Source organism: Micromonospora parastrephiae (genome assembly GCF_016802865.1).
GTDB lineage: Bacteria > Actinomycetota > Actinomycetes > Mycobacteriales > Micromonosporaceae > Micromonospora > Micromonospora parastrephiae.
In genome coordinates, this window is sequence record NZ_JAEVHM010000029.1 from 1 (window position 1) to 26,008 (window position 26,008).

At 68.8% G+C, this 26,008-nt stretch carries 17 protein-coding genes and 3 pseudogenes; 14 read left to right on the top strand and 6 right to left on the bottom strand.

Annotation, left to right across the window (positions count from 1 at the left end; all coding sequences use genetic code 11):
- Positions 1 to 521 precede the first annotated feature (521 nt).
- The gene (locus JNW91_RS09035; RefSeq protein ID WP_238424646.1) at positions 522 to 1,178 is read left to right on the top strand and encodes a YeeE/YedE family protein; all 657 of its coding nucleotides are present in this window, start codon (positions 522 to 524) and stop codon (positions 1,176 to 1,178) included.
- Positions 1,178 to 1,594, top strand: a complete 417-nt coding sequence (locus tag JNW91_RS09040) for a YeeE/YedE thiosulfate transporter family protein (RefSeq protein ID WP_203174440.1) — start codon at positions 1,178 to 1,180, stop codon at positions 1,592 to 1,594. Before JNW91_RS09035 ends, JNW91_RS09040 begins: the two co-directional genes overlap by 1 nt.
- 354 nt (positions 1,595 to 1,948) lie before the next feature.
- Here the strand turns inward: JNW91_RS09040 and JNW91_RS09045 are convergent, their stop codons facing one another.
- Positions 1,949 to 3,844: a M14 family metallopeptidase gene (locus tag JNW91_RS09045; protein ID WP_203174441.1), complete on the bottom strand. Its 1,896-nt coding sequence runs from the start codon at positions 3,842 to 3,844 to the stop codon at positions 1,949 to 1,951.
- An 847-nt stretch (positions 3,845 to 4,691) separates the two neighbouring features.
- On the opposite strand from JNW91_RS09045, the gene JNW91_RS09050 reads away from it, so the two are divergent.
- Positions 4,692 to 7,220 carry a LamG-like jellyroll fold domain-containing protein gene (locus JNW91_RS09050; RefSeq protein ID WP_203174442.1) on the top strand — a complete coding sequence of 843 codons (2,529 nt, stop codon included), beginning with the start codon at positions 4,692 to 4,694 and terminating at the stop codon, positions 7,218 to 7,220.
- 281 nt (positions 7,221 to 7,501) lie between these two features.
- Here the strand turns inward: JNW91_RS09050 and JNW91_RS09055 are convergent, their stop codons facing one another.
- From JNW91_RS09055 to JNW91_RS33900, 4 genes are all read right to left on the bottom strand, one after another.
- Positions 7,502 to 8,281: an FkbM family methyltransferase gene (locus tag JNW91_RS09055; protein ID WP_203174443.1), complete on the bottom strand. Its 780-nt coding sequence runs from the start codon at positions 8,279 to 8,281 to the stop codon at positions 7,502 to 7,504.
- A gap of 295 nt (positions 8,282 to 8,576) precedes the next feature.
- Positions 8,577 to 9,065, bottom strand: a complete 489-nt coding sequence (locus tag JNW91_RS09060; RefSeq protein WP_203174444.1) for an HAD family hydrolase — start codon at positions 9,063 to 9,065, stop codon at positions 8,577 to 8,579.
- Positions 9,037 to 9,261: a hypothetical protein gene (locus tag JNW91_RS09065; RefSeq protein WP_203174445.1), complete on the bottom strand. Its 225-nt coding sequence runs from the start codon at positions 9,259 to 9,261 to the stop codon at positions 9,037 to 9,039. The genes JNW91_RS09060 and JNW91_RS09065 overlap by 29 nt, the downstream gene beginning before the upstream one ends.
- A gap of 43 nt (positions 9,262 to 9,304) precedes the next feature.
- Positions 9,305 to 9,865: a LysE family translocator gene (locus JNW91_RS33900; RefSeq protein ID WP_203174472.1), complete on the bottom strand. Its 561-nt coding sequence runs from the start codon at positions 9,863 to 9,865 to the stop codon at positions 9,305 to 9,307.
- Between the two features lie 269 nt (positions 9,866 to 10,134).
- Between JNW91_RS33900 and JNW91_RS09075 the strand changes: the two genes are divergently transcribed.
- From JNW91_RS09075 to JNW91_RS09095, 7 genes and pseudogenes are all read left to right on the top strand, one after another.
- Positions 10,135 to 11,217: an aldo/keto reductase gene (locus JNW91_RS09075; protein WP_203174446.1), complete on the top strand. Its 1,083-nt coding sequence runs from the start codon at positions 10,135 to 10,137 to the stop codon at positions 11,215 to 11,217.
- Positions 11,218 to 11,359: 142 nt separating this feature from the next.
- A complete protein-coding gene (locus tag JNW91_RS33905) occupies positions 11,360 to 11,734 on the top strand; it encodes a KUP/HAK/KT family potassium transporter (protein ID WP_407664286.1) in 375 nt (124 codons plus the stop codon).
- Between the two features lie 387 nt (positions 11,735 to 12,121).
- A complete protein-coding gene (locus JNW91_RS09080) occupies positions 12,122 to 14,092 on the top strand; it encodes an APC family permease (RefSeq protein ID WP_309244292.1) in 1,971 nt (656 codons plus the stop codon).
- Positions 14,055 to 14,367, top strand: a pseudogene (locus JNW91_RS32070) (ATP-binding cassette domain-containing protein); the annotation flags it as partial. The gene JNW91_RS09080 and the pseudogene JNW91_RS32070, both read left to right, overlap by 38 nt.
- Before the next feature lie 280 nt (positions 14,368 to 14,647).
- Positions 14,648 to 16,828, top strand: coding sequence for an MMPL family transporter (locus JNW91_RS09085; RefSeq protein ID WP_203174447.1), 2,181 nt, complete (start codon positions 14,648 to 14,650; stop codon positions 16,826 to 16,828).
- A gap of 238 nt (positions 16,829 to 17,066) precedes the next feature.
- Positions 17,067 to 17,657, top strand: a complete 591-nt coding sequence (locus JNW91_RS09090) for a hypothetical protein (protein ID WP_203174448.1) — start codon at positions 17,067 to 17,069, stop codon at positions 17,655 to 17,657.
- 31 nt (positions 17,658 to 17,688) lie between these two features.
- Positions 17,689 to 18,093, top strand: a pseudogene (locus JNW91_RS09095) (DinB family protein); the annotation flags it as partial.
- A 111-nt stretch (positions 18,094 to 18,204) separates the two neighbouring features.
- Here JNW91_RS09095 and JNW91_RS09100 read toward each other — a convergent pair.
- On the bottom strand, positions 18,205 to 19,449 hold the full coding sequence (locus JNW91_RS09100) for a PQQ-dependent sugar dehydrogenase (protein ID WP_203174450.1): 1,245 nt from the start codon (positions 19,447 to 19,449) through the stop codon (positions 18,205 to 18,207).
- A 428-nt stretch (positions 19,450 to 19,877) separates the two neighbouring features.
- Between JNW91_RS09100 and JNW91_RS09105 the strand changes: the two genes are divergently transcribed.
- The 4 genes and pseudogenes from JNW91_RS09105 to JNW91_RS09120 all read left to right on the top strand — a co-directional run bounded on the left by JNW91_RS09105 (position 19,878) and on the right by JNW91_RS09120 (position 25,998).
- Entirely contained in the window at positions 19,878 to 20,459 is a 582-nt protein-coding gene (locus tag JNW91_RS09105; protein ID WP_203174451.1) for a hypothetical protein, read from the top strand.
- A gap of 461 nt (positions 20,460 to 20,920) precedes the next feature.
- Positions 20,921 to 21,535: a lytic polysaccharide monooxygenase auxiliary activity family 9 protein gene (locus JNW91_RS09110; RefSeq protein WP_309244293.1), complete on the top strand. Its 615-nt coding sequence runs from the start codon at positions 20,921 to 20,923 to the stop codon at positions 21,533 to 21,535.
- A gap of 349 nt (positions 21,536 to 21,884) precedes the next feature.
- Positions 21,885 to 25,063: pseudogene (locus tag JNW91_RS09115) on the top strand (penicillin acylase family protein).
- A 326-nt stretch (positions 25,064 to 25,389) separates the two neighbouring features.
- The gene (locus tag JNW91_RS09120) at positions 25,390 to 25,998 is read left to right on the top strand and encodes a hypothetical protein (RefSeq protein ID WP_203174453.1); all 609 of its coding nucleotides are present in this window, start codon (positions 25,390 to 25,392) and stop codon (positions 25,996 to 25,998) included.
- Positions 25,999 to 26,008 lie beyond the last annotated feature (10 nt).

Sequence of the window (26,008 nt, forward strand, 5' to 3'; positions counted from 1 at the left end):
TCCATATGGTATGTATGCTTGCTGACCGAGACCTGCCCCTCCAACTCATGCCATCCACCCTTTCGCCGGGTGACGCTGGCCAGATCGGAGTGACATGGGCTGCTCACACGCTCAGGACTGCCCCCTCTTTCCCCTGCTCAACGCAAGCTTGCGCGACTGGCGCAACCACTACTGCGACAGTGAACAGGGCTGGCTGACGTGCGCTCGGTACGAGCTGGCTTGTCCAGGCCAGCTCGTACCGATCACGCTCCTGCCAAACGGAGCCGACGCGCTGTATCTGGGGCGCCTACCCGCCGGTGTGGGGTCAGACACCGCACGCCCGACATCCCCGTCACGGCTCGCTCGGGGTCGTCGCAGCGGTTCGAGCCGGTGCCGGCCCGGGAGCTCAACCCGCTACCGGCACCCGCTCAAGGCTTCAACATCCGGCCACCGGCACAGGGTCCGGACCCCTCCAGAACCCCATCGACCCCAGCAGGGGCCCGGTGGTGGACCCGACTCGCAGAGTGGATTGTAGGTCCCCCATGACTCAATACTGGCCCTGGTGGGCGGGGGCTGCCGGGCTCGCCCTCACCACCATCAACTACGCCGTCACGACCGATCGATCCTTCGGCGTGTCCGGTGCGTGGGACCGCGTGCTGCACTGGCGCGCCGAACGCCGTGTCGAACGCGTGAACGCCCGGGTCGCTGACGAACGTGTCCTCACCGCGGCTCTCGCCGCAGCTACTGCCGACCAGTTCGGAGCCGGTTCGGCTGCGCCTGCTGCGCATCCCACCCCGCACGGCGACGCGCGGGCACCGCGACAGGACGGGCGACCACCTGCCGCGCCGAGCTTCTCACTGGCGAGTCTGCTCCCGGCGCCCTTGGTCAGCCAGGTCGCCCTGCTCCTGTCGATTTTCGTCGGCGGGTGGGTAGCGGCGGTTACCGCCGGCCGATTCCAGCTCCGCCTCGACATGGGCGACGCCTTCGGCCAGATCGTGACCGACAAACCGATTGCAATGATCGGCGCGCTCTTCATCGGCGGTGTACTCGTCGGCTTCGGCACCCGTCTCGCCGGAGGGTGCAGCAGCGGTCACGGACTCAATGGCTGTGGGCGGCTACAGCCGGTCAGCATCGTCGCGACTGCCATCTTCTTCGGCACCGGCGTCCTCGTGTCGTTCCTGCTGTGGAAGGTGATCTGATGCGTACCCGGGGCGGGATAGTCGTCGCTAACGTCATCGCTGGGCTGGCGCTCGGCTTCACCGTCGCGAACATCGGGTTCGGTGACTACGCCGAACTGAACCGTATGTTCACCTTCCAGGATCTTCGTATGCTCCTGGCCTTCGCCGGCGCCGTAGCGATCATCGTCGTGGTATTCGCCGTATTGCGCGTCCGCCGCACCCCAGGTCGCATCCACGCCGGCGTGATCCCCGGCGCAATCTTGTTTGGCTCGGGCTGGGCGATCTCGGGTGGCTGCCCGGCGATCCCCATCGTCCAGGTCGCCAGCGGGTACCTCCCCGCCTTGGTCACGATCGCCGGCATAGTCGTCGGCATCCGGCTCTGCCGCTGGGCCAACATGAGGTACTTCCACCTCGACAGCGGATCCTGCCAGCGGTAGCCGAACGCGATCGACTCGAGCTTCTCGTGGGTTCGAATCTCCTTGTTCCCCGCAGGTGCCTGGGTCCTGAATCTGGGCCGGCCTGGTTGTGCGGTTTGCTGGCGAGCAATCCTTCGCGCGACCACGCCGCGGCACGCCCTGTGTCCACGATCAGTCCCTGCCGAGCAGCCCGGTGCACCGAGGTCGTCCACCGCGCGGCTGTGCTCCTCGTCGACTCGCAGAAGACCGACCGGATCCTTCCGTCGCCACCTTCTCAGAGCGTCACCGTATTCCTCGCCGGACACCGGCCGCCGGTGTGGGACGACATGGCGAGGTCCCCGCACCCACACCGCGGGACGGGGACCTCCCGAGCGATCAGTTCAGCCGCGCCGACGCGGAGTCCAGCCCTCCCCGGACGCTGACAGCCTGCACCGTGATGGTGTCGGTGGCGGCCTTGACGACCCGCAGGCGGATTTTCTGCCGGTCACCCCCGTCCAGATAGAACTGGGGTGCGGTTCCGACGGCGCGCGCGCCCTCCACCTTCACGGTGTCCGGAGCGACAATCTTGATCTCCTTCGCCTGCTCGAGAGCTGTCGGGATGCGGCCGGTGTTCCGGACCGAAGCCGTGATCTCGTGCGTCGCTCCGTCACCCTGAGCGCCCTTGAGCTTCTTGACCTTCACGTCGCTGAGGTCGACCTGCGGCAGGGACTCGGTCAGATACAGGTTGAACCGGGCCTGGTTGGTGGCCCACCCGCCGATCAGATCGGCCGAAGGGTTCTGCGACCAGAACTTCGGGTTGATGCCGCCGATCTCGACCGCCCCCAGCTTCGGGTGCTCCACCTTCGTCCACGGCAGGAAGCAGTTCGTCCGCCCGTTCTCGGCGCACCACCGTGACCGCTCCCAGTCGGCGTACCTGCCGTCCTTGTCGTAGTCGGTGAAGTCACCACCGTTCCAGATCTCGTCGCCGTACCAGATGGCGCCGTACTGGAAGTAGCCGAAGTCGGGGCCGTGCCCGAACAGCGGCGTCGGCTCGCCACCGTTGCGGGTGGCGTAGTCGATGTAGACGCTCCCGGCATGCCGATAGCCGGTGAACGAGACCCCCGCCTTGTCGAAGTGCTCGTAGAGCTTGCGATCGGTCGAGTACATGCACTCGACGGGATCGCAGGTCGAGGGCCCCCGCAGATGCATGGGCACCCGGGTGTCCATGCTGTTGACGGCGCCGATGTTGGTGTGCGACATCAGCCAGGTGTAGACGTGCCGGGTCTCCGGCTCGGACAACGGGTACTCGCCGGCGCCGCCCTGCGTCAGGTTCCGGTCGGTGGCGTCGTCCTCCGGCATGACGTGCCAGTTGTACGGGTAGTTGCGGTGCAGGTCCAGGCCGCCGATACCGTCCTCGTCGTAGCGACCGTCGCCGTCGTTGTCCGTACCCTCGGAGAACATCAGGTAGTCGCCCTTGCCCGCGCCGACGTTGAGCATGGCGTTCCTGGCCGGGTCCCGCTCGTCGACGACGTGCGTCCCCTTGCCTGCGCCGACGTACTGGCGCATCTGGCTCAGGTACCCGTCACCGTTGAGGTCCTCACCCGGATCCTCGTCGCGCTTGCCGTCCCCGTCGTTGTCGTACGGCCGCACCGTCGACCGGTTGGTCTGGGCGGTGTACAGGTACATGTCGTGCCCGTCCGGGTTGTTGACCGGACGGATGTACACGGTTTTCTCCTTGAGCAGCTTGTCGACCTTCTGGTCGCGGCCGGCCTGCGTGATGAGGTGGTGCGCCAGCCACAGCGAGCTCTCGGCCGACGAGACCTCGCCGGAGTGCCGGTTTCCCTCGAAGTAGGCCGCCGGCTTGTCGGTGTCCGCGCCGGTGGACTTGTCCGTGATGGTCACCTGGTAGATCGGCTGGCCGCTGAAGCTCTCCCCGACGATGTGCAGGTCGACGATGTCGGGTCGTTCGTGTGCCCACTTCCGCAGCCACCATTGGATCTCGATGCCGGTGTGGTAGTGGTCGAAGTCCATCTGGCCGGGGTTCTTCGGCTGCACCTGGTCGTACTTGACGACCTTGAACGTGCTCTCGCCGTCTCGTTGGCCGGCGATGGTGATGGTGGGGGACGTGGGGGTCACGCTGCCGGGGAACGGCCCCGGATCCTGCGGCGGCTGCAGGCCGACGGTGTAGGTGGGGGTCGAGGAGAGGGCCGCGCCGCCGAGGAGGCCCGCGCGGTCCGAGCCCCAGAGGGGCGTGGCACCGAGGACGAGGGCCCCCGTTGCCAGGGCCGCCACCACGAAGAGCAGGCGCGGGCGTCGGCGGAGGTGCTTGCTCCCCAGCGACCGCTGAACGGCGACAGAGTGAGGGGAGGCTGGTGACTGACCGGATGAGGGCTGTCGAACGTCGGAACCCAAGGCAATCTCCCGTGTCACGTGGTGCGTGCCCGCGCGTAGGCAGGGGCAGCTACGTTCTGTGAGGGTTGCAACCCACTGGGTACTCGAGTTGGGATCACCGTAATCGGTATGCAGATAGATGTAAATGCCTCTATGCCGTTGGCTCCTTACCTCCGGCGGCATCGGAGCAGCGTGACGGCGGTTGTCCCGTCCACGGTGAGGGCACCGCCCGGGGCGAGTTGGCACCGGGTTGGCACCCGTCCGGTTGAAGCTGGCACCTCGGTACGGCTCGTCCCGTGACCGGCTTCGTTCCGGTGCACCCTGGCCCCGGGCCTGCCGTGGACGACATCCACCCCCGGTCGCATCCCCTTCGGCCACACCCGACCGCAATAAATCCTTTCCCACGGCGGAGCCAGCACCGTCGATGGCGTGGACGTGGAATTCGCCGACCATCGACAGGACCGTCCAATGAGCCCGGCGGCCGAGTTTCCGCCCGGCCCGTCAGCGCCAGGGATGCCCGCTGTTCGAGCGTGTTCGGTGGTGGCCGAATCGGCTCAGTCTTGTCGATATCTATTGACATCGCTGCCGGAACAACGTTGGAATGTGTTCAGCCGTGACCTGCGCGTGGGGGGATCAGGCAGCGGGCACGTCCCGCCCCGGGAACATCGACCAGTGACCCGACCGCCCACCCTCGGAGCGCACCACTGGCAGCCGCCGCCCCCGTCCGCACTCCCGAAGGGCCGACCGCATGACCCGACGCGCCTCCAGCCGACGCTGGCCATTCCTCGCCTTCGCCACCGCGGCCGTCCTGGTCGCGACCACAGCGCCGACCGCCGCGACCGCCGCGCCTCAACCCGACGCCCACACCGGTTGGACGAAGGGAACACCGCCGCTCTCCACGCCGTGGACGGATGACGTCTCACCCACCAACGCGCTGCCCGAATATCCGCGGCCGCAGCTGACCCGGCCCCGCTGGCAGAACCTCAACGGCGTGTGGGAGTTCGCCGGTGCGGCCGCCGGCGAGGCTCCGCCGGTCGGCGAGCAGCTGGCCGAGCGGGTGTTGGTGCCCTACCCCATCGAGTCGGCCCTCTCCGGCATCCAACGGCACGAGGACCGGATGTGGTACCGCCGGACCTTCACCGTGCCCGAGCGGTGGCAGGTCGGCCGGGGCCAGCGCCTGGTGCTGCACTTCGGCGCGGTCGACTACGACTCGAAGGTGTGGGTCAACGGCCACCAGGTGGCGACGCACCGGGGCGGCTACGACGGCTTCGACGCCGATGTCACCGACGCACTGCGGCCCGGCGGGCAGCAGGAGCTGATCGTCTGGGCCGAGGACCTGACCGACGCGACGTTCCAGCCGATCGGCAAACAGCGCCGGGTCGGCGACCGGGGCATCTTCTACCAGGGCAGTTCCGGCATCTGGCAGACGGTCTGGATGGAGCCCGTCTCGGCCACGGGCGCCATCGACTCGCTGAACCTGACGCCCGACCTGGGCGACAAGTCCCTGCGGTTGCGCGCGAACCCCACATCCGGGGCCGAGGGCCTCACCGTGGAGGCCGTGGCGTACGACGGACGCAAGGCCGTCGCGCGCGTCTCCGGTCCGGCCGGGACCGACCTGACGATGCCCATCGCCAAGCCCAAGCTGTGGTCACCCGACTCGCCCTTCCTCTACAACCTCCGGGTACGCCTGTTCGACGGCCGCAAGCGGGTCGACGAGGTCGGCTCCTACTTCGGGATGCGCGAGATCGGCAAGGCGAAGGGCGCCGACGGCAAGCTTCGCATGACGTTGAACGGCAAGATCCTGTTCCACATGTCCACCCTCGACCAGGGCTTCTGGCCCGACGGGCTGAACACCGCACCGACGGACGAGGCGTTGCGCTTCGACCTGGAGCAGCACAAGGTGCTCGGCTTCAACACCGTCCGCAAGCACATCAAGGTCGAGCCCGGCCGCTGGTACTACTGGGCGGACCGGCTGGGGCTGATGGTGTGGCAGGACATGCCCGCGACGAAGCCCGGCCGCCCGACGGTCGAGTGGCAGCGGCAGTGGGAATCCGAGCTGGGCGAGATGATCCGGGAACACGCCGCCCATCCGTCGATCGTGGTGTGGGTGCCGTTCAACGAGGGCTGGGGTGAGTGGGACCGGGGCGCCACCGGCCGCATCGCCGACTCGGTGAAGCAGCAGGACCCGACCCGGCTCGTCAACGCGCACAGCGGTGTGAACTGCTGCGACTCCCTCGGGGACTCCGGACGCGGGGACATCATCGACCACCACCAGTACCTCGGTCCGGCGTCGCCACTGCCCACCGCCGACCGGGTGGCCGTCGACGGAGAGCACGGCGGAATGGGCCTCGAGGTCGACGGTCACATGTGGTTCGGCGAGGGCGGCGCGTACTGGATGGCGCCGGACTCCGAAACGCTGACCCGACGGTACGTGGAGAACCAGCGCGACCTGCTGCGCATAGCGAACACCTGCGGGGTCTCGGCCGGCGTCTACACCCAGATCACCGACGTCGAGCACGAGGTCAACGGCTTCTTCACCTACGACCGCCGTGTCGAGAAGATGGACTTCGACCAGGTGCGCGCGGTGAACGAGGCGGTCATCCGCTCGGCCGACGGTACCAGTGCGAACGTTCCGCCGCCGCCGCCCGGCACGCCCGGCCTCACCGGAGTCGGCTACTGGCCGCTGGACGAGAATGCCGGCGACACGGCCAACGACGAGGCGGGCAACAATGACGGCCGGCTGGTCGCCGCGCCCACCTGGACGGCCGGCAGGACGGGTTCGGGCCTGCTGTTCAACGGCAGCAACCAGTACGTCGACACCGGCAAAACCATCCTCGACACCACCGCCAGCTACTCGGCCTCGGCGTGGGTGCGGCTCGACAGCGCGGGTGGCGCCTTCCAGACGGTGGTCAGCCAGGACGGCGCCTCGAACAGCGCCTTCTACCTGCAGTACTCGGGCGCTGACCGACGGTTCGCGATGAGCTTCGCCGGGGTGCGGGCCCTCGCGCCGACCACCCCGGTCGCCGGGCAGTGGTACCACCTCGTCGGCGTGCGGGACGCGGCAACGGGCCAGCTGCGCCTCTACGTCGACGGGCAACTCGCCGGGCAGGCGAGCGCCTGCCTCGGTGACGGTTCCACCAGGCCCCTGGTCATCGGCCGCGGCAAGTTCGGCGGCAACCCCGTCGACTACTTCGACGGCACGATCGACCAGGTGCACGTCTACGACCGCGCGCTGAGCGCCGCCGAAGTGACGGCGCTCTACGAGTCCGGAAAGTAGCACCGCGGGTTTCCCGGGAGGGGGCCACGACGCCCCCTCCCGGCCCGTGCCGCGAGGACGCCGCCGCCGACGGCGATCTAGGGATCGGGTACGCCTCGAATCGATCACCCGGTGAGGCGCCCACTCCGAGCGCCGCGTTTTTCGGTGCCCGCCATGCCATGAGGAACCAGCGCCACCTTTGCCCGCCTCGACACACGTAGGCGTGGCCGCCTGGGCGAAACCCTTCACGAGTACGAACATGCCGCGTGACCTGTGCGGACGAGTTTCCGGCAAGTGCAGGGTCAGGCGGGCCGGGCGCGGGCGTAGACGTCGCCCGAGTTGGCCTCGTGGGGTAACTCCCGCAGGTACGCCGCCACCTCGCCCGCCGGCCGCCAGCCATCAAGGGCGAACGCCATCTCGTCGCCGAGCGCCACGGTGAACGTGGTGAAGCCCAGCCGGGTGAGCCGGTCCAGGCAGTGCGCGGCCAGGTCCCGTTCGATGGTGGTGAACTCGAAGGACAGCGCCGGCAGGGGGCGGCTCAATCCGGCCAGCACGGCGTCCTCGAACCCCTCCACGTCGATTTTCACGAAGCCCGGCACGCCGTGCGCCGCGACCAGGGTGTCGAGTGTGGTTCCGGCCACCTCGATCTCGACGTCCCAGATCTCGTCCTCCCAGCCGCCGGCCCCACCGGCGGCCCGCAGGAAGCCCGGCGACGCCGTGGAGATCGTCGGGTTCGCCGAGTTGACGTGCAGCCGCACCGGCCCGGTACACGCCCCGCACGCCGCCTCCACCACGGTCACCCGCTCGTCGTCCGCGTAGAGGGCGCGCAGCGCCCGGGTGCAGAGCGGTTGCGGCTCGACGGCCACCACGCGGGCGCCCAGCCGCCGGAAGCTGCCGAGCCGGTCGCCCACGTGCGCGCCGACGTCGAAGACCAGGTCTCCTGGGCGAACCAGGGGCGCGTAGAACGCGTCCATCGCCGCCTCGCGGGCCGGGTCGCCGTAGTACGCCTCCAGGGAGCGGCGCAACCCGGACAGGGTCGGGTCCGCCTTGAGTGCCTCCACCGCGCTGAGGTGATCGACCACTGGTCTGACCGTAGTCGCGTCCGGAGCAACGCGAGGGCGGTTCGCGTCCATTGGCCGGGCACCCCTGGATACCAGCCTCCTAGGATGGCGTAGGCGGGGATCGTGACCATCGTTTGGCGACGGCGACGGCGACGGCGACGGCGACGGCGACGGCGACGGCCAGCGACGCTGCGGCAGTAGGCCACCACGGCGACGGCCTCGGCGAGTGCCCGTCGGGCTCTGGCGAATCGTCCTGGGGGTCAAGGGGGTCGTCGGTTCGAATCGGCCGTCCCGACAGCGAGAGGGTTTCGGCAGGTCAGTGACTTGCGGCAGCCCTCCCTTGGATGATTTCGATAAGGCCGGTCAGGTCCGTAATCTCGTATGCGACGGGTGTGTCGTTCGGCAGGGTGTGCCCGCGGTGGTTGATCCACGCCGCCTGGATGCCGGCCGCGTGCGCCCCGTGCACGTCGGCGTTGGTCGAGTCGCCCACGTGCAGCACCTCGTCCGCACCCAGGTCCAGGGCGGCGAGCGCTCGGGTGAACATGGCCGGGTCCGGTTTGTAGGCGCGGACGTCCTCGCTGGTCACAACGGCGGCGAAGGTCAGGCCATGGTGCGCCATTGCCGCGTCCAGGTCGGCGCGGTCGACGTCGGACACCACGCAGATGGGCACCGTGACCCGGGAGAGGAACTGCCGGGTACCTGGACGCAACGGCGGCGACTGCCAGTACGTGAACTGCGCGGTGCACAGTTCGGCGGGGTCACCGGCGTAGCCCACCTCAGCCATCACCGTGGCCAGGCTGCGCATCGCGCAGTGTCGTAGCGTCCGGAACTGTCGGGCCGGCGGCGACCGCCTCGTACTCCCGCTCCCACGCAGCCATGACCTCGCCTCCAGCGACGGATGTTGAGGCGCCCGCGGCTACCTGGTCAGCTATCGCCTGCATGATCGCGTCGTCGTCTTCGACCACCGTGCCGTAGAAGTCCAGCAGCAGTCCCTTGATCACGTTCGCAGCGTAGTCGTCGCCGCAGCCGCAGGGTTCTTCGAGGTCAGTGGCTGCTGGTAGCGAGCCGGATCCCGAATCCGGTAATCACAGTCCCGGTGACGCGGTCCATCAGCCGGCGAGCCGTGGGACGTTGCAGCACCGTGCGCAGCCGACGTGCCAGGACGACCAGCACGGCCGACCAGGCAGTACCCAGAAGGTGAACGGGGAAGCGCCGAAGGGGATGAACTGAGGTAGGAGCGCGACGTAGAACACGCCCATCTTCGGGTTCAGTAAATTCGTCAGTGCGCCGCGCCGCCGCCCGGGGTAGAAGTCGATGCCGGCCGTCGCGGGTTCGTCGATCAGTGGGTCCGATTGGTCTGGTCGACGGTGGCGGGTGGGCTAACAGCATGCTCAGCCCCATCCAGATCAGATGGCACGCGCCGGCCCATCGCAGCACCTCGTAGGCCAGGTGCGAAGCCGTCAGCAACGCGGTGACACCGGCGGAGGTGAGCACACCCCAGGCCAGGGTTCCAGTTTGGATGCCGAGAACGACTCCCAGGCACGGCGGGGTTCGACGACACCCAGAGCGTCGCGCCGACCTCCACCGTTTCGTCGCCCGCCGGATCCCGGCCTACCCCGTGCCAAAGCCCCGTTCACCCTCGCGTGCCAGCCGGGGCAGGTACCGGCAGGACCTCGCAACCAGCAGTGGGGCCATACAGGCAGAACGCGCGAATCGGCCTTCGGGGCTAGGTACGATCCCGAAGAGACTGAGCGGATCGTGCAACGAATCGCGCGTATCGTGCTAGTTGATCAAGGCTCCGCGGGCTTGGCTGGTAGAGCACAGCGGGCGGCTCGTCCCGCCGTCTCGTACCTCTATCAAACTCGGAGTTTCTGATGTCGCTCGATTCCTACGTCACGCTCGGCCGTTCGGGCCTGCGCGTCAGCCCCTTCACGCTGGGTGCGATGACCTTCGGCGAGGATTTCGGTTGGGGAAGCAGCCCGGAGGAATCCAGGAACATCCTCGCCGCCTACCTGGACCGGGGCGGCAACTCGATCGACACGGCCAACATCTACACGAACGGTCACTCCGAGAAGATCATCGGCGACTACTTCGCCGGCCAGCGCGCATTGCGCGACCGGGTGGTGATCGGTACCAAGTTCTTCGGCAACCTCTACCAAAACGACCCCAACGGCGGTGGACCCGGCCGTAAGGCGATCGTGCAGCAGCTGGAGAACTCACTGCGGCGCCTGCAAACCGACTACGTCGACATCTACTGGTTGCACAACTTCGACCCGTCCACCCCGGTCGAGGAGACCCTCCGGACGCTGGATGACCTGATCGGCGACGGCAAGGTCCGCTACCTCGGATTCTCCGACATCCCGGCTTGGGCGACGGCCGAGGCCGCCACCATCGCGCGCTTCCGCGGGTGGGCGCCGATCATCGCCCTGCAGTTGGAGTACTCCCTACTCGAACGCACCTCGGAGGGAGAGTTGATCCCTATGGCCCAGGCCCTGGGCATGGGCGCAATGCCATGGGGGCCGCTGAAGAGCGGATTCCTGTCCGGTAAGTATTCCAGCGCCACCACTGGCCCAGTGGACACCACACGCGCGCAGATGGTCGGCGTCCCTAGCGAAGCCGACTACGTCGTGATCGACGCGCTCAACACCGTCGCCCGCGAGGTGGGCGCCAGTCCCGCCGCGGTGGCCCTGGCGTGGGTGCAAGGCCGCCCCGGAATCACCTCCACCCTCATCGGCGCCCGCCGGATGGACCAGCTCGACGCCAACCTGAATGCCCTGAACGTCACTCTCACCGAGGCCCACCGTGCCACACTGGATGAGGTGTCCGCTCCCGCGCTGAACTTTCCCGCCAACAACAACAAAATGTTGGCGCGGATGTTGCAGTTCGCCGGAGCCACCGTCGACGGGCAAGCGTCAACGATCTCCCCGCGACTGCAATCCAGCAGCGCCCGCTACTGACCAACACCCAGACACTCGTTTCGACGGCCGCCTCACGATCCTGGCCCGTCGATCCGAGGGGTCCTCGAGCCGGCAGGCTGGTCGCCGAGCGTGGTGGTGACGCCGAGCGCGCAGATCGCGCAGGACCCGGAAGGCGTGCTGCATCTCGGTTCGCTGTTACCCCACGGTCCGCGTCGACTGCAGCGCGCCGTGGGATCAGCGGCTCACCATCAACGATCTCGGCGATCCCAACGACGGCATCATCCATATCACCGCCGTCTTCGGCTTCCAGGACCCCACCGACTTTCCCGAGGTCCTGCGCCCCGCCGCCACCCATCCCGTCGCAGAACGAGTCGACGGCGAGGAGGTCTCCTACTTCGTCTCGCGGATCACGCTGCGCTGCACCCGTACCCCGGGAATGGCCACCTGGCGTAAACGCCTGTTCATCGCCCTCGCCCACAACGCCGCCAGCCACGCGGAGTTCCTTCACCTGCCGGAGGAACGCACCATCGTCCTCAGCGCCGAAGTCCCCGTCTGAGCTCCGGCTCGGCTGCGACGCACGCGCGAAGACCGCCCCGCCCTCTCATCACCGAACCCGGCATGGCTTCCGCTACCGCTCCGGACGGCGCGGCACCGACGAAGAATCGAACCCGCCTCCACCGCCGACGCCGCCCGGGCCGCGCCGAAGCGGTGTGGATCACGGTGCTCAGCCCGGATGGACGATGCGTGGGGTGGGTACGGTGTCCGCTGCTTGCCGCACTCGTGATCATTGAGGGTTCGCGTGACGAGGTGGCCGACGCAGGGGGACGGAGCCGACATGGGCAGTGGGCGGGACACAAACGCGCGGGCACGCCTCGGGCTGATCGCCTCACAAGTCTCTGCCGCCGACCGTGACACCGACCCGGGTCCAGTCGGCCAGGCGACCGTGCCCGCTCGCGTAAAGGTGCCCAGCTCGCTGCGCCCGCCGTCGAAGACGGTGACGCGGTGGCTGCTCAAGCACCGGGTGCAGCCGGCGGGTCCGGAGAGCGGCGAGTCGCACGCCGAAGCGCACGCCTGGTGGAAGGTGATGTGCCTGACCGGGGTGGACTACTTCTCCACCCTGTCGTACCTGCCCGGCATCGCGGCCCTCGCCGCGGGGGCGCTCTCACCGCTGGCGACGCTGCTGATCGTGGCGCTGACGCTCTTCGGGGTGCTGCCGATGTACCGGCGGGTGGCCGGGGAGAGCCCGAACGGGCAGGGGTCGGTGGCGATGCTGGAACGCCTCCTGCCCTTCTGGAAGGGCAAGCTGTTCGTCCTGGTCCTGCTGGGGTTCGTGGCCACGTCGTGGATCATCACGATCACTCTGTCGTCGGCGGACGCCACGGTGCACCTGCTGGAGAACCCGGTCCTGCCCGACAGCTTTCCGCACGGCACGACCGCGGCCGTGGTGGTGACGGTGGTGCTGCTGCTGGTCCTGGGCGGGGTGTTCCTGCTCGGCTTCAACGAGGCCGTCGGTGTGGCCATCCCCCTGGTCGCGGTGTTCCTCGGGCTGAACGCGGCGGTCGTCGTGGCTGGCCTCGTGGCGATCGCGCAGGATCCGGCGCTGCTGTCCGGGTGGACCGATGCGCTCACCGCCGGCAGCAGCAGCGGCGTCGGCGACGTCATCGGCCCCGCCGTGCTGGCCTTCCCGCTGCTCGTGCTCGGGCTGTCCGGCTTCGAGACCGGGGTCAGCATGATGCCCCTCGTGCGCGGTGACGGTTCCGACGCCGAGCAGCGACTGGCCGCGCGGATCCGCAACACCCGCAAGCTCCTCACCACCGCCGCGCTGGTCATGTCCGGCTACCTGGTCGCCACCACGCTCGTCACCACCGTGCTGATCCCCGCCGACGAGTTCCAGCCCGGCGGGGCGGCCAACGGGCGCGCGCTGGCCTACCTGGCCCACGAACGCCTCGGCGAAGCCTTCGGCACGGTCTACGACATCAGCAGTGTGCTGATCCTGTGGTTCGCCGGCGCCTCGGCGATGGCCGGGCTGATCAACATCGTGCCCCGCTACCTGCCCGCCTACGGCATGGCCCCCGAGTGGGGACGCGCCGTGCGGCCCGTGGTCATCGTCTACACCCTGATCAGCATCGCGATCACCGTCGCGTTCGCCGCGGATGTGGACGCCCAGGCCGGCGCGTACGCCACCGGGATCCTGGCGATGATGGTGTCCGGGGCCGTCGCGGTCACCATCTCCGCGCTGCGCCGCCGGCAACGCGCCGCCACCGCCGGGTTCGCGGCGCTGACGGCCGTGCTGCTGTACGCGCTGGTCGAGAACGTCATCGAGAAACCCGACGGCATCGCCATCTCCGGGCTGTTCATCGCCGGCATCATCACCGTCTCCCTCATCTCCCGGATCTCGCGCACCACCGAGTTGCGCGCCGAGAGCATCGAGTTCGACGGCGCCGCCCGCCGCTTCATCGCCGACTCGATCGCCCACGACGGACGGCTGCACCTGATCGCCAACCGCCGTCAGAGCGGCGACGCGAAGGAGTACCGCCTCAAGGAACGCGCCCAACGAGGTCTCAATCCCGTCCCCGGCGCCGCCGACGTGCTCTTCCTCGAAATCGACGTGGTCGACCCGTCGGAGTTCAGCGGCGTCCTGCACGTCACCGGCGTCGACGTCGGCGGTCACCGGGTCCTGCGCACCACCGCCCCCGCCGCCCCGAACGCCATCGCCGCGATCCTGCTCGCCCTGCGCGACGCCACCGGCGTACGACCCCACGCTCACTTCGAATGGTCCGAAGGCAACCCGGTGGCGCACCTACTGCGCTACCTTCTGCTCGGACGGGGCGACACCCCACCCGTCGTCCGGGAGATCATCCGCAAGGTCGAATCCGATCCGGCTCGCCGGCCGGGTATCCACGTCGGCGGCTGACACCAGCTCGTGCGTTGACATCGACGTGGCGCGGGGCGGCATCTTCGCCCTGCTCGGCTCGAACGGGGCCGGCAACACCACAGTGGTGAAGATCCTGGCCACGCTTCTCGGGGCCGACGCCCGGGACGGCCCGAGTCGTCGGCTTCGATGTGGCGACCCAGGCCCCAACGTCCGGGAGCCCATCAGTCTCACGGGAGTTCGCGGCGGTCGACGAGATCCTCACCGGGCGGGAGAACCTGGTCATGATTGCCCGGCTGCGGCACCTCAAGGAGCCGCCAGGCATTCAGATCATGCTGTGACGAGCCATTCTGAGCCAGGTTGATTGCATGTTGAGCCATAATGGTGCCATGATGGCACCATTGAGTTGCCGCTCGAAGGGCTCCTGCGGCGTTCGGCGTTGCCGGGCGACATCCCGTAGGCGCCGCGTGAGCGTCCCGGAGCGTACCGACAAGGCGTGATGCCTGCGACGAGCCCCGCGCGTCGTCACGCGTGAAATTTCGAAGAATTGCGACAGGTAGACGTCGCGGCAGTTGACGTTCGTTGAGGGAGTCGTGCATGTTCGCCAGATTCGGACGAACCATCGTCCACAATCCATGGAAAGTCATCGCGGTGTGGCTCGTGCTGCTCGTCGGCTCGTTTCTCGCGCCGTCCCTGGCCGATCAGGTCAGCACCGACCAGGCCAGCTTCCTGCCGTCGAGCTATGAGTCGGTGCAGGCGCAGGAGGTGGCCCAGAGCGCGTTCGGTCAGGGCGACGGGGCGAGCGCCACCATCGTCGTCAAGCGCGCGGACGGTCAGCCCCTCGGCGCTGCGGACACCGACCGGGTCGGCCAACTCGCCCAGACTCTTCAGAGTGCCGGCATCGACCGGGTCGGCACCGCTGTCACCGGGCCGCAAGCGGTTTCGCCGAACAAGCTGGTGCAACTCGTCAACGTCTCGCTCACCGGCCCGCCCGCCGATCCGGTGCTCGGTGACGCCGTCGTGTCGATCCGCGAGAAGGCGCAGTCCGTACTGGATGGCTCTGGCTTGTCCTACGCCGTGACCGGCGATGTCGCGCTCCTCGTGGACAACCAGGACGCGTTCGACACGGCCCTGCTGGTCGTCAGCATCGTGACGCTGGCCCTGGTCGTCGGCCTGCTCCTCATCATCTATCGCAGTCCGGTCGCGGCGTTCCTGCCGGTCGTGGTCGTCGGCGTGGTGTCGGCGGTTTCGAGTGCGGTCATCACGTTGTTCGTCAAAGCCTTCGGCATGCAGGTCGACCAGTCACTGCTGACGATCCTCACCGTGGTGCTCTACGGGGTCGGCACGGACTACATCGTCTTTCTGCTGTTCCGTTACCGCGAACGACTGCGTGCAGGTGACGCCTCGAAGAACGCGCTGGCCGAGTCGGTCAGCCGGGTCGGTGAGGTCATCGCCTCGGCTGCCGCGGCGATCGTGATCGCGTTCGGCGCGCTCCTGCTCGCCGTGTTCGGCGGCTTCCGGAGTCTCGGCCCGGGCCTTGCCATCGGGGTGGTCGTCATGGCCATCGCCGCGGTCACACTGGTGCCGGCCATCGTTTCACTCCTCGGCCCCAAGGTGTTCTGGCCGTCGAAGTCCTGGCAGCGCAACCCCCGGGGCAGCGTCTTCCAACGCCTCGGCCGGCTCACCGGACGTCGACCGGCGGCGGTCGCCCTCGCCTCGGGCGGAGTCATGGTCGCACTGGCGTTGGGCCTGTTCGGCCTCAAGGTCGACTACGACCAGGTAGCGCAACTCCCCGCCAACACGGAGTCGGCACGCGCCCTGAACGACCTGAAAACCGGCTTCCCCGCTGGCGCCCTCAACCCCACCACCGTCTACGTACGCGCGGACAACGGCCAACGCCTCGACCCGGCGACACTCACCGGCTACGCGCAATCACTGACCCAGGTCCCCGGAGTCGGCAGTCTGATGCCCGGACCCGACGGCAGCCCCGCCACCATCAACGCCGACGGCACCATCGCCCAGATCAACCTGCTGCTGAACACCAGCCCGTACTCGAATGCGGCACTCGACCTGGCCGGTGACGACCTCCGGCACGTGGCCCACGACCGGGCCCCGGCCGGAACGACGGCGCTGGTCGGCGGCGTCAGCTCGGTATTCGCCGACATCCGCGACGCGAACAACCGCGACCTATGGGTGATCTTCCCGGTGGCGGCAGTGCTGATCGCCGTGATCCTGGGGCTGCTCCTGCGCAGCCTCGTCGCCCCGATGTACCTCATGATCGCCGTCGGCCTCGGCTTCATGGCGACGCTCGGCGCGACAGTCCTGGCCTTCCAGGGCATCGGAGGCCGGTCGGGATTGTCATTCTCTCTGCCGATCATCCTGTACCTCTTCGTGGTCGCGATCGGCACCGACTACAACATCCTCATGATCGCCCGACTCCGCGAGGAGGCACGAGCAGGCAACGAGCCCCGCACCGCCGCCGCCCTGGCGATCCAGCACGCCGGACCGTCGGTGGCCGCCGCCGGCCTGATCCTCGCCGGCACGTTCACCTCGATGCTCTTCGCCGGGGTGTCGTTCCTGACCGAAATGGGCTTCGCGGTCTCGGTGGGAATCGTGCTGTCGGCGTTCATCATGTCCCTCTTCCTCGTCCCCGGCGTCACCGCGCTACTCGGCCACGCCGCCTGGTGGCCGGGGCACGGCGACGCCACCAGATCAGACCCATCGGCAATGCCGCCCTCGGCCAGCGAACCGGCATCGGAGGCCGCAACAACCCACTGAGCGCCCGCGAAGGCGGTGGGCGGGGCTGACGGCTCCGCCCACCGGACGGCAGGCGCAGCCTGACCCGACGCTACGACGGCTCCCGGGAGCAGCGTTGCTCCTCCGTCCGGCGTCCGGCTTCGCCGTTCCGGGTGCGACGGGTGGAATTGGCCGGACGGCACTGAGCCGACGGAGCAGAACTGCTCTAATCGGGAGGAAGCGGGTGTTCAGCCGCTCTCAGCCCAGGGAGGTCACTCACATGCAAATGACCGCGACCGACAACCACGCCGTCGCCCAAGCGGTGCACGACGTGGGCTCTGCTCTCTGGTTCGGTGGCACCGTGATGGGCGTCGCCGGCGTCAACAAGTCCGGCAGCGACCTGCGGCAGGGAATCGATCGGATCCGGGTCGCTGAATCGGCGTGGGCACGGTTCAGCCCGGTGCAGTGGCTGGGCATCGGCGCCACGATGCTCGCCGGCCTCCAGCTGAGCCGGGTGGGCCGACGTCGGATGGCACTGCAGAAGGGCTTTGGGACGGTGGGTGCGGCAAAGGCCGGCATCACCGTGCTCGGCGCGGCGGCCACCGCGTACGCCGCGTACTGCGGCAAGCGCATCGGTCAGCTGGCGGAGGAGGCACAGCAGCGCGGCGAGCAGATCGAAGTCAGGGACGCGACCATACCCACGGCCCAGACGCCGGGCACCGTCGCCACTTGGCAGCGCCGGCAGCGTCTGGCGCAGTACGCGGTGCCCGCCCTGGCCGGAGCGAACATCGTCTGCGGCTCGTACCTGGTGCAGTCGTACCGCACCGGTGCCACCGCGAAAGGTGTGCTGCGCCGCCTGCTGCCCGGCTGACCTTGCCGCTGCCGCGCCCACCGCCCGCACCGTCCAAGAGAAGGTCGCGGGCTTGAGCGAGGAGCAGCTGCGGCGCCGCCTGGTCGTCTCCGACACCACACTGCTGGGCGTGGTCCAGCACTTGACCGACAGCGAGCGGTACTGGTTCGGCTACACGTTCGCGGGCGACCCGCGCTACGCCGACGTGGACTTCGACATGGTGGTCGAGCCGGGCCGGTCCCCAGATCAGATCATCGCTGACTACCGGGCTGCGATCGCCGAGAGCGACGCCCACATCAGCGCAGCCGCCGGCCCGGATGTTCTCACCGCGCAGCCGGTCGGTGACTCGCCTCGTACGCTTCGCTGGGTGCTGGCCCACATGACGAGCGAGACCGTCCGGCATGCCGGTCACGCCGACATCCTGCGGGAGCTTACCGACGGCGTCACCGGTCGGTAGGAGATCGCGACTCAGGCCGCACGTGCCACCAACGCACAGTGAGCCGGGGACGGCCGCCCAGACGCGGCCGTCCCCGGAGGTGTTGCGGATGCGGAGGGATTGCCCCGAGGCTCAGCGGTTGGTTGCCCCGCCGCCAGCGGCTGGCTGGACCCGCTCGAACCGCACCCGGCTCAGCCATCCCGGGAGGTCGCTGAGCACGTACAACTCGCCGTGCACGTCGGCGTCGATCGCGGTCGGCTGGGTGGGGAAGTTGCCGATCGTGGCGGACTCGTAGCCGCCCGTGGGCTTGGGACGCACGGCGAACGCGAGGGTCGAGCAGTAGTCGCTCGCGATGTAGGTCCCCCACGCCTCCGGGGTGGCGGACCCTCGGTACACCACGCCGCCGGTCACCGAGCAGTTCTCCGTCAGATAATGTTCGTACTCGAAGACCGGGTCGGTGTACCGCACGCCCGGCCGGCATTGCTCCGGGTCGAAGACGGGAGTGCCCTCTCGGCAGGACCAGCCGAGGTTCGCCCCACGCTGTGACGGGCGAATGTGGTTGATCTCCTCGACCAGGCCCTGGCCGACATCTCCGATCCACAGTGAGCCGTCGACCGGGTCGATCGAGAACCGCCACGGGTTGCGCAGCCCGTAGACCCAGATCTCCGGCCGCGCGCCCGACACGCGGACGAACGGGTTGTCGAAGGGCACGCAGTAGGGCTTCCCCCCGCAGGTGCGGTTGACGTCGATCCGCACGATCTTGCCGAGCAGGGTGCCGAGGTTCTGACCGGACTTGAACGGGTCGTTCGCGTGGCCGCCGTCGCCGAGGGACCAGTAGAGGTAGCCGTCGCGGCCGAACGCCACCTGGCCGCCGTTGTGGTTGCCGTACTCGGCGTGCTCCTGGGTGAGCAGCACCTGCAGCCGCTCAGGAGCGCCGATCGGCACTCGCGCCAGGGTCAGCGCGCCGGCCGGTAGGCTCGTGTAGGCCACGTAGAGGATCCCGGTCCGCGCGAAGTTCGGCGCAGGCGTGATGCCGAGGAGGCCGCGCTCGTTGTCCGACGTGTCGATCCGGGCGGTCAGGTCGAGCACCGGCTCGGCCGCCAGGCCGGTGTCGGGGTGGTAGGCGCGGACGGTGCCGTTCTTCTCCGCGATCAGCATCCGGCCGTCCGGCAGCCCGGTGAGCGCGATCGGACGCTGCAGACCGGAGGCCACCTGTTCGGATACCACGGTCAGCTCCGCGAGTGGCACCGCGCGGTTGTGGGATGTGCCGGCCGCGGCGGTGCCGGCAACCGGCGCCGGTGGCAACAGGGACGCGGACAGGGCCAGGACGAGCAGCCCGGCAAGCATGGTGGCCGGGCGATAACGCCGTAGCGACATGGTTCAGCTCCTCGAGCAGGTGGGGTGGTGGACGCGATCTGGGAGCGTTTCCACACTACATCGACCCCTGCCAATATCAAGCCCGCCGTCCTGGCCTGCGATCGGGATGAATCCACGCTCAGGATCGTCGATGTTGCCAAAGCGGATCCAGGCGTGTTGGAATGGCTCACATCGCCGCAGCGCGGGGGCAACCGTGCTGGGAACGGCCAAAACGGGAGCATCGCAGTGCCGGCAGCGCGTCGCTTGGCAGACGCTCGCATGCCGCATCGCCGGGCCATCTCTCTGACGGCGGGCAGGCATCCTCGCCCGCCGTACGTATCCCCCCGGCACGTGTCCCCGACGGCTGACACGCTCGACGGCTGACACGTCGGGGGCGTCCGATTCGGTCTGCCAGCGCATCAGAACCGGCGACGAGGTGAGAGGCAATCATGATTTCCCGAGAGGGTTTCGCGGGTTGGTACCGAAACCGTTTCGTGTGGGTGGCGGTGATCCTGCTGGCGGTGTCGGCCGGCGCGGTCGTACTGCTCAACCGGGCCGGCCCGGAGGCGGAGCCGGCGGATCTGCAACGGCAGATTATGAACCGGATGCGTACCACGCTCGAACAGGCGGACCCGGGGCAGCACAACCACGCCGGGCACAGTGTCCAGCAGGCGGCCACCGAGGAGAAGAAGCCGGCAGTGATCTGCGGGGTACGCGTCTACGGCTACGAGCCGGCCGGGGCCACCGCGCTCGCCGACGTGCAGAAGGTCTACGGCTTCCACCTCTGCGGGGTCGCCGAGCAGAAGCGCCCCTGGGACGTGGCGGTCAAGCTGGCCGGCCCTGTGATCATGGATATGTCCACCGAGCCTCCGGGCATCCAGGTGGTCGAGGCGACCGCCGACGTCATGTTCGTCGACCGGCTGCGGCAGATGTTCCCGGACAGGTACGCGGAGTTGGCGCTCAAGGAGGCGCTGGCCGAATCGGAGATGGCCGACCAGCGCCGCCGGTACGACGCCGCAGCCGGCCTTTGACGATGCCGGACGGGGCGGTCGTACTCGCACCCACCCGGCCGCCGGATCCGAAGCCGCGAAGCCAGAGGCTGGACCGGGCCTTCCGGTGGCTGTGAACCATCCGCGTACCGCAGTGGATGCCGATGCGGGCGACCCGGTGGGTGGTGGTGATCCAGCCCGAGGTCGGTCGTCGATGGCCCCGGCGGCGCCGACCCGTCGTTGATCCCTTGGTGGCCGGCGGTTCGAGCGGTCGGACGTGGACGGTCCTGGGAGCCGTCCTCGACAGCGATCCCGGTCAGCTCGATCCACATCCAGCTTTAGATAGATCAGCATTGATATTTACGTACATAGATGTAACAGTTGGTTTGGGAGCGTTCCCATTGTGATCTCCAGTACCGAAGAGCGGAGGATGAACAGTGCGTTCACACAAGTCCGATCAATCCGGCGGACGACCACGGTCAACCGTCCGTCAGTCCCTCCGAGTGCTCGTCCTGCTGTTCGCCATGGTGGCCGGTACGCTGCCCTGGACCGGCGCGGCCCAGGCACACGGCACGATCATCAACCCGGCGAGTCGCGCCTACCAGTGCTGGAAGACCTGGGGCAACCAACACACGAACCCGGCCATGCAGCAACAAGACCCCATGTGCTGGCGGGCGTTCCAGGCCAACCCCGACACCATGTGGAACTGGATGAGCCAGCTGCGCGACGGCCTCGGCGGCCAGTACGAAGCCCGTACTCCCGACGGACAGCTGTGCAGCAACGCCCTCTCCAGGAACGACGCGGTGAACCAGCCCGGAGCGTGGAAGGCGACCACCGTCGGCCGCAGCTTCACGGTCCAGCTGTACGACCAGGCCAGCCACGGTGCTGACTACTTCCGGGTCTACGTCACCAAGCCGGGATTCAACCCGGCCACCCAGAAGGTCGGGTGGGGCAACCTCGACTTGATCACGACGACCGGGCGCTACGCGCCAGCGCAGAACATCTCGTTCAACGTCTCGGTCTCTGGACGCACCGGAAGCCACGTCCTGTTCGTGATCTGGAGGGCGTCGCACCTGGACCAGACCTACATGTGGTGCAGCGACATCAACATCACCTGATCGGCAAGACCGGCACTGCTCCGGCCCAGGGCGTTGGCGTCCTGGGCCGGAGTATGTGCCCTATCTGCAGGTGCCGAACAACGGTGGCGCACTGCTGGAACTGGCCGACCGGCGACGGCGACGGTGAGCGGCAGTTGTCGACAGACTGCCGGCTGTCCTCCGAAACGTCGGCATTGGCGCGTGGTGAACGACGGCTATCCCGGGCGGCGGTCCTACGCCGATCATTTCCCCAGATTGATATGAGTCATTCTCACCTCCAGGCGGAACGCCCGGGCGCGGAGGGCGAGAGGTCGGCATTGGCAGCCGGGCGTACCGAACGGCCCGACTCCGCGTCCCCCGGAGGATCGCCATGCCCAGACTTCGCGCCCGGCTCGCGGCGCTCACCGCCACCGCCCTGACCGCGAGCGTCCTCACGGTCACCCCGCCGTCACCGGCGGTCGCCGCCACCACCTTCACACCCGACGACTACTGCCTCGGTCAGTGCGCCGACATCCTGCCCCCGGGGCAGAACGGCAACGCCACGCTGGTCGCCATCCTGGCCCACCAAACGCTCGGCACCCGCCCGGCACACTCCAGTGACCAACTCGACGAGTACGCGAACCTGGTCTACAACTACGCCGGGCTGACCGACGAGCAGATCGCCCACTTCTACAACGACGCCTCGTTCGGCGTCCCCGCCGCGCAGGTCGAGAGCACCGTGTCACCGCGGGCGGACGTCACCATCGTGCGCGACAGGGCCACCGGTGTCCCGCACGTCACCGGCACCACCCGCGCCGGCACCATGTTCGGCGCGGCTACGCCGGGGCCCAGGACCGGCTCTGGGTGATGGACCTGCTGCGGCACGCCGGCCGCGGCACGCTCACCTCGTTCGCCGGCGGCGCGCCGGGCAACCGTGAGCTGGAGCAGAGCATCTGGGCCAACTCGCCCTACTCGGAAGCGGACCTCCAGGCGCAGGTGGACGCGCTGCGCCTCAAGGGCGCCCGGGGCCAGCAGCTCTACACCGACGTGGTCGACTACATCGCCGGTATCAACGCCTACATCGACAAGTCGATCGCCGACGACAACTACCCCGGCGAGTACGTGCTGGCCGGCGCTGGCAAGCCGACGCACTTCACCATGACCGATCTGATCGCCACCGCCGGTGTGGTTGGCGGGCTCTTCGGCGGGGGCGGTGGCAGCGAGATCCAGTCCGCGCTGGTCCGGGTAGCCGCCCGGGCCAAGTACGGGGCCACCGAAGGCGACCGGGTCTGGCAGGCGTTCCGCTCACAGAACGACCCGGAGACCGTGCTCACGCTGCACGACGGACAGAGCTTCCCGTACGGCGCGACACCGCCGGGCGCGACCAGCGCGGTGCTCCCGGATGCCGGCACGGTGACCGCCGAGCCCCTCGCGTACGACGCCAGCGGCGGGGCCGCCGCCCGCGCCGGCGGCAGTACCGCCACCCAGGGGCTGCTCGGCGGCCTGGCCAACCTGCGCGCGCAGGGAATGTCCAACGCCGTGGTGGTCTCCGGGCGGCACACCACCACCGGCAACCCGGTCGCCGTGTTCGGCCCGCAGACCGGCTACTTCGCCCCGCAACTGCTCATGCTCCAGGAGCTGCAAGGGCCCGGGATCAGCGCGCGCGGCGCCGCTTTCGCCGGGCTGAACCTCTACGTGCTGCTCGGTCGGGGCCAGGACTACGCGTGGAGCGCCACCTCCGCCTCCCAGGACCTGACCGACACGTACGCGGTGCCGCTGTGCACCACCGACGGCAGCGCGCCGACGCTGCGCACCAACCGCTACCTCTACCACGGGCAGTGCCTCGCCATGGAGGCGCTGGAGCAGCGCAACTCCTGGTCGCCGACGCTGGCCGACTCCACGCCGGCGGGCTCGTACACACTGCGCGCGCTGCGCACGAAGTACGGGCTGGTCGCGTACCGGGGACTGGTGAACGGGCAGCCGACCGCTTTCACCAAGCTGCGCTCCACCTACCGGCACGAGGCCGACTCGGCGATCGGCTTCCAGGCATACAACGACCCGTCCGCGATGGGTAGCGCGGCGGCGTTCCAGGCGTCCGCGGCCAGCGTCGGGTACGCGTTCAACTGGTTCTACGTCAACTCGACCGAGGCGGCGTACTTCAACTCCGGCTCGAACCCGGTCCGGCCCGTCACCGCCGATCCGAACCTGCCGACGAGGGCCGAGCCGGCGTACGAGTGGGCGGGCTGGAACCCGGACACCAACGACGCCACCTACACCCCGGCGTCGGCCCACCCGCAGTCGGTCAACCAGGACTACTACGTCAGCTGGAACAACAAGCAGGCGCGGGACTTCGGGGCCGCGGACGGCAACTTCAGCTTCGGCTCCGTACACCGGGGTCAACTGCTCGACGGCCCGGTGCGCGCCGCGATCGCCCAGCGCAAGCTCGGCCGCGCCGACGTCGTCAAGATCATGGCGGATGCGGCGGTGACCGACCTGCGCGGTCAGCAGGTTCTCGGCGACCTGCTGCGGGTGCTGGACAGCACGCCGGTCACCGACCCGGTGCTGGCCGACGCGATCGGCAAGCTGCGGGCCTGGCAGCAGGCCGGCGCCCGGCGGGTGGAGACGTCGCCCGGCTCGAAGGTCTACCAGCACGCCGAGGCCATCCGGATCTTCGACGCCTGGTGGCCGCTGCTGGCCGCAGCCGAGTTCCGACCCGGCCTCGGGCCCGACCTCTACGCCGCGCTGGTCGACGCCATCGAGGTGAACGAGGCGCCGTCAGGCGGCCAGAACGGCGGGCGCGACGGCACCGCGAGCTGGGCGTTGCAGGGGCAGGCGCACAAGGGCTCGTCGTTCCAGTACGGCTGGTGGGGCTACGTCGACAAGGACCTGCGCACCGTGCTCGGCGACCCGGTGGCCGGCGGGCTGGGCCGCGCGTACTGCGGCAACGGCAACCTCGGCGCCTGCCGGCAGGCGTTGCTCGACGCGCTCGGCCAGGCCGCCACGGTGCCGGCCGGCACGGTCTACCCGGGCGACAAGTCCTGCGGGGCCGGCGACCAGTGGTGCGCCGACTCGATCGTCCAGTCCGGCCTGGGCGGCATCACCCACCCGCTGATCGCCTGGCAGAACCGCCCCACCTACCAGCAGGTCGTCTCGTTCCCGGCGCGCCGGGGCGACGACGTCACCAACCTGGCCCAGGGCCGCCCGGCCACCGCGTCGAGCACCCAGTTCCTGACCAGCCACACCCCGGGCAAGGCGGTCGACGGCAGCCTCGGCAGCCGGTGGGCCAGCAGCTACGACGACAACCAGTGGCTCCGGGTCGACCTCGGCGCGGCCCGCACCGTCAGCCGGGCGGTGCTGCGGTGGGAGTCCGCGTACGCCACCTCGTACCGGATCGAGGTTTCCGGCGACGGCAGCTCCTGGACGCCGGTGTTCGCCACCACCGCCGGCAACGGCGGCGTCGACAACGCCACCTTCGCCCCGGTCGGCGCCCGTTACGTTCGGGTGTACGGAGTCAGCCGCGCTACCTCGTACGGGTTCTCGCTCTACGAATTCGAGCTCTACGGACGGTGACCTCGGCCGAAGGGGCCGACGGGTAATTTCCGCCGGCCCCTTCGGGGCGTGCCCAGCGCTCGGTCAACGGCGCACCCGATAGCGCAGGTGAAGCACCCGGTCGCTCCGAATCACCACGTCAGGATCCTCCATGTCGAGCGTGCTGTGGAACCGAACACGATCAGGTTGCACAGCGCCGACGACAATGCCCTTCTCAGTGTGGGCAAAGGAATGGTCGTCGGGCCTTCGTACAGAGGCATCGGGAACTGCTGGTCCTGATATCAGGCGCCCAGCCACTTCGGTCCAAACCCGTTGGTTGTCCGTAGCCCGCCCGTTACGGTGCACGCGTGACATTGGTTGACGCGGACTGGTGGTCGATACTCCGGGCGCTGGACGAGCCGGTTGCGCCAGTGGCGGGCGGCATCGGGCGGGAGCCGATCCTGCGGGCCATGGTGGGAGGGTCCATGCCGGAGCCGATGCCGGCGGCGTTGAACGAACGGGTAGCGCGCGGCGAAGGTGATGGCCTGGAGGTGCCACGGGACTTCGACCACGCTGCGGTCCAGGGCCGGTTTGACCGGCTCGCAGAGCGATTGAGCGAGACCTACGGTTGCCCGTGCGACCCGGGGCTGGCCCAGGACTCCGCCTGTTTCGGCAGCATCTGGATTCCAGCCGAGGCCAGCCGCAGTCACACGAAGCGCACACGGATCCCGCTGTCCTTGAGCGTGAGCGTCAGCAAGTTCGGTGGCCTCGCCACCTACGGGCCTTCTGGTCCGAGCGGCCACAAACCATACGTGCACCCCGACGACCGGCAACGGATCGAGCAGGCACTCGCCGGACTCGGTTACCTCATCGTGCCCACGCACATCCTCGCCACGCCGTACGTCGGGCCCAATGGATGGGTCTTCGGCCCGACGGCCAATGCGACCTGGTTCACGCGATTCTTTGACGACCTTTGAACACGTCAAG

Bases quoted from the DNA above. Each gene is read 5' to 3' on its own strand.
- JNW91_RS09035 (WP_238424646.1), top strand. From the start codon at position 522: ATGACTCAATACTGGCCCTGGTGGGCGGGGGCTGCCGGGCTCGCCCTC.
- JNW91_RS09040 (WP_203174440.1), top strand. From the start codon at position 1,178: ATGCGTACCCGGGGCGGGATAGTCGTCGCTAACGTCATCGCTGGGCTG.
- JNW91_RS09050 (WP_203174442.1), top strand. From the start codon at position 4,692: ATGACCCGACGCGCCTCCAGCCGACGCTGGCCATTCCTCGCCTTCGCC.
- JNW91_RS09060 (WP_203174444.1), bottom strand. From the start codon at position 9,065: ATGCGCAGCCTGGCCACGGTGATGGCTGAGGTGGGCTACGCCGGTGAC.
- JNW91_RS09075 (WP_203174446.1), top strand. From the start codon at position 10,135: ATGTCGCTCGATTCCTACGTCACGCTCGGCCGTTCGGGCCTGCGCGTC.
- JNW91_RS09085 (WP_203174447.1), top strand. From the start codon at position 14,648: ATGTTCGCCAGATTCGGACGAACCATCGTCCACAATCCATGGAAAGTC.
- JNW91_RS09090 (WP_203174448.1), top strand. From the start codon at position 17,067: ATGCAAATGACCGCGACCGACAACCACGCCGTCGCCCAAGCGGTGCAC.
- JNW91_RS09100 (WP_203174450.1), bottom strand. From the start codon at position 19,449: ATGTCGCTACGGCGTTATCGCCCGGCCACCATGCTTGCCGGGCTGCTC.
- JNW91_RS09105 (WP_203174451.1), top strand. From the start codon at position 19,878: ATGATTTCCCGAGAGGGTTTCGCGGGTTGGTACCGAAACCGTTTCGTG.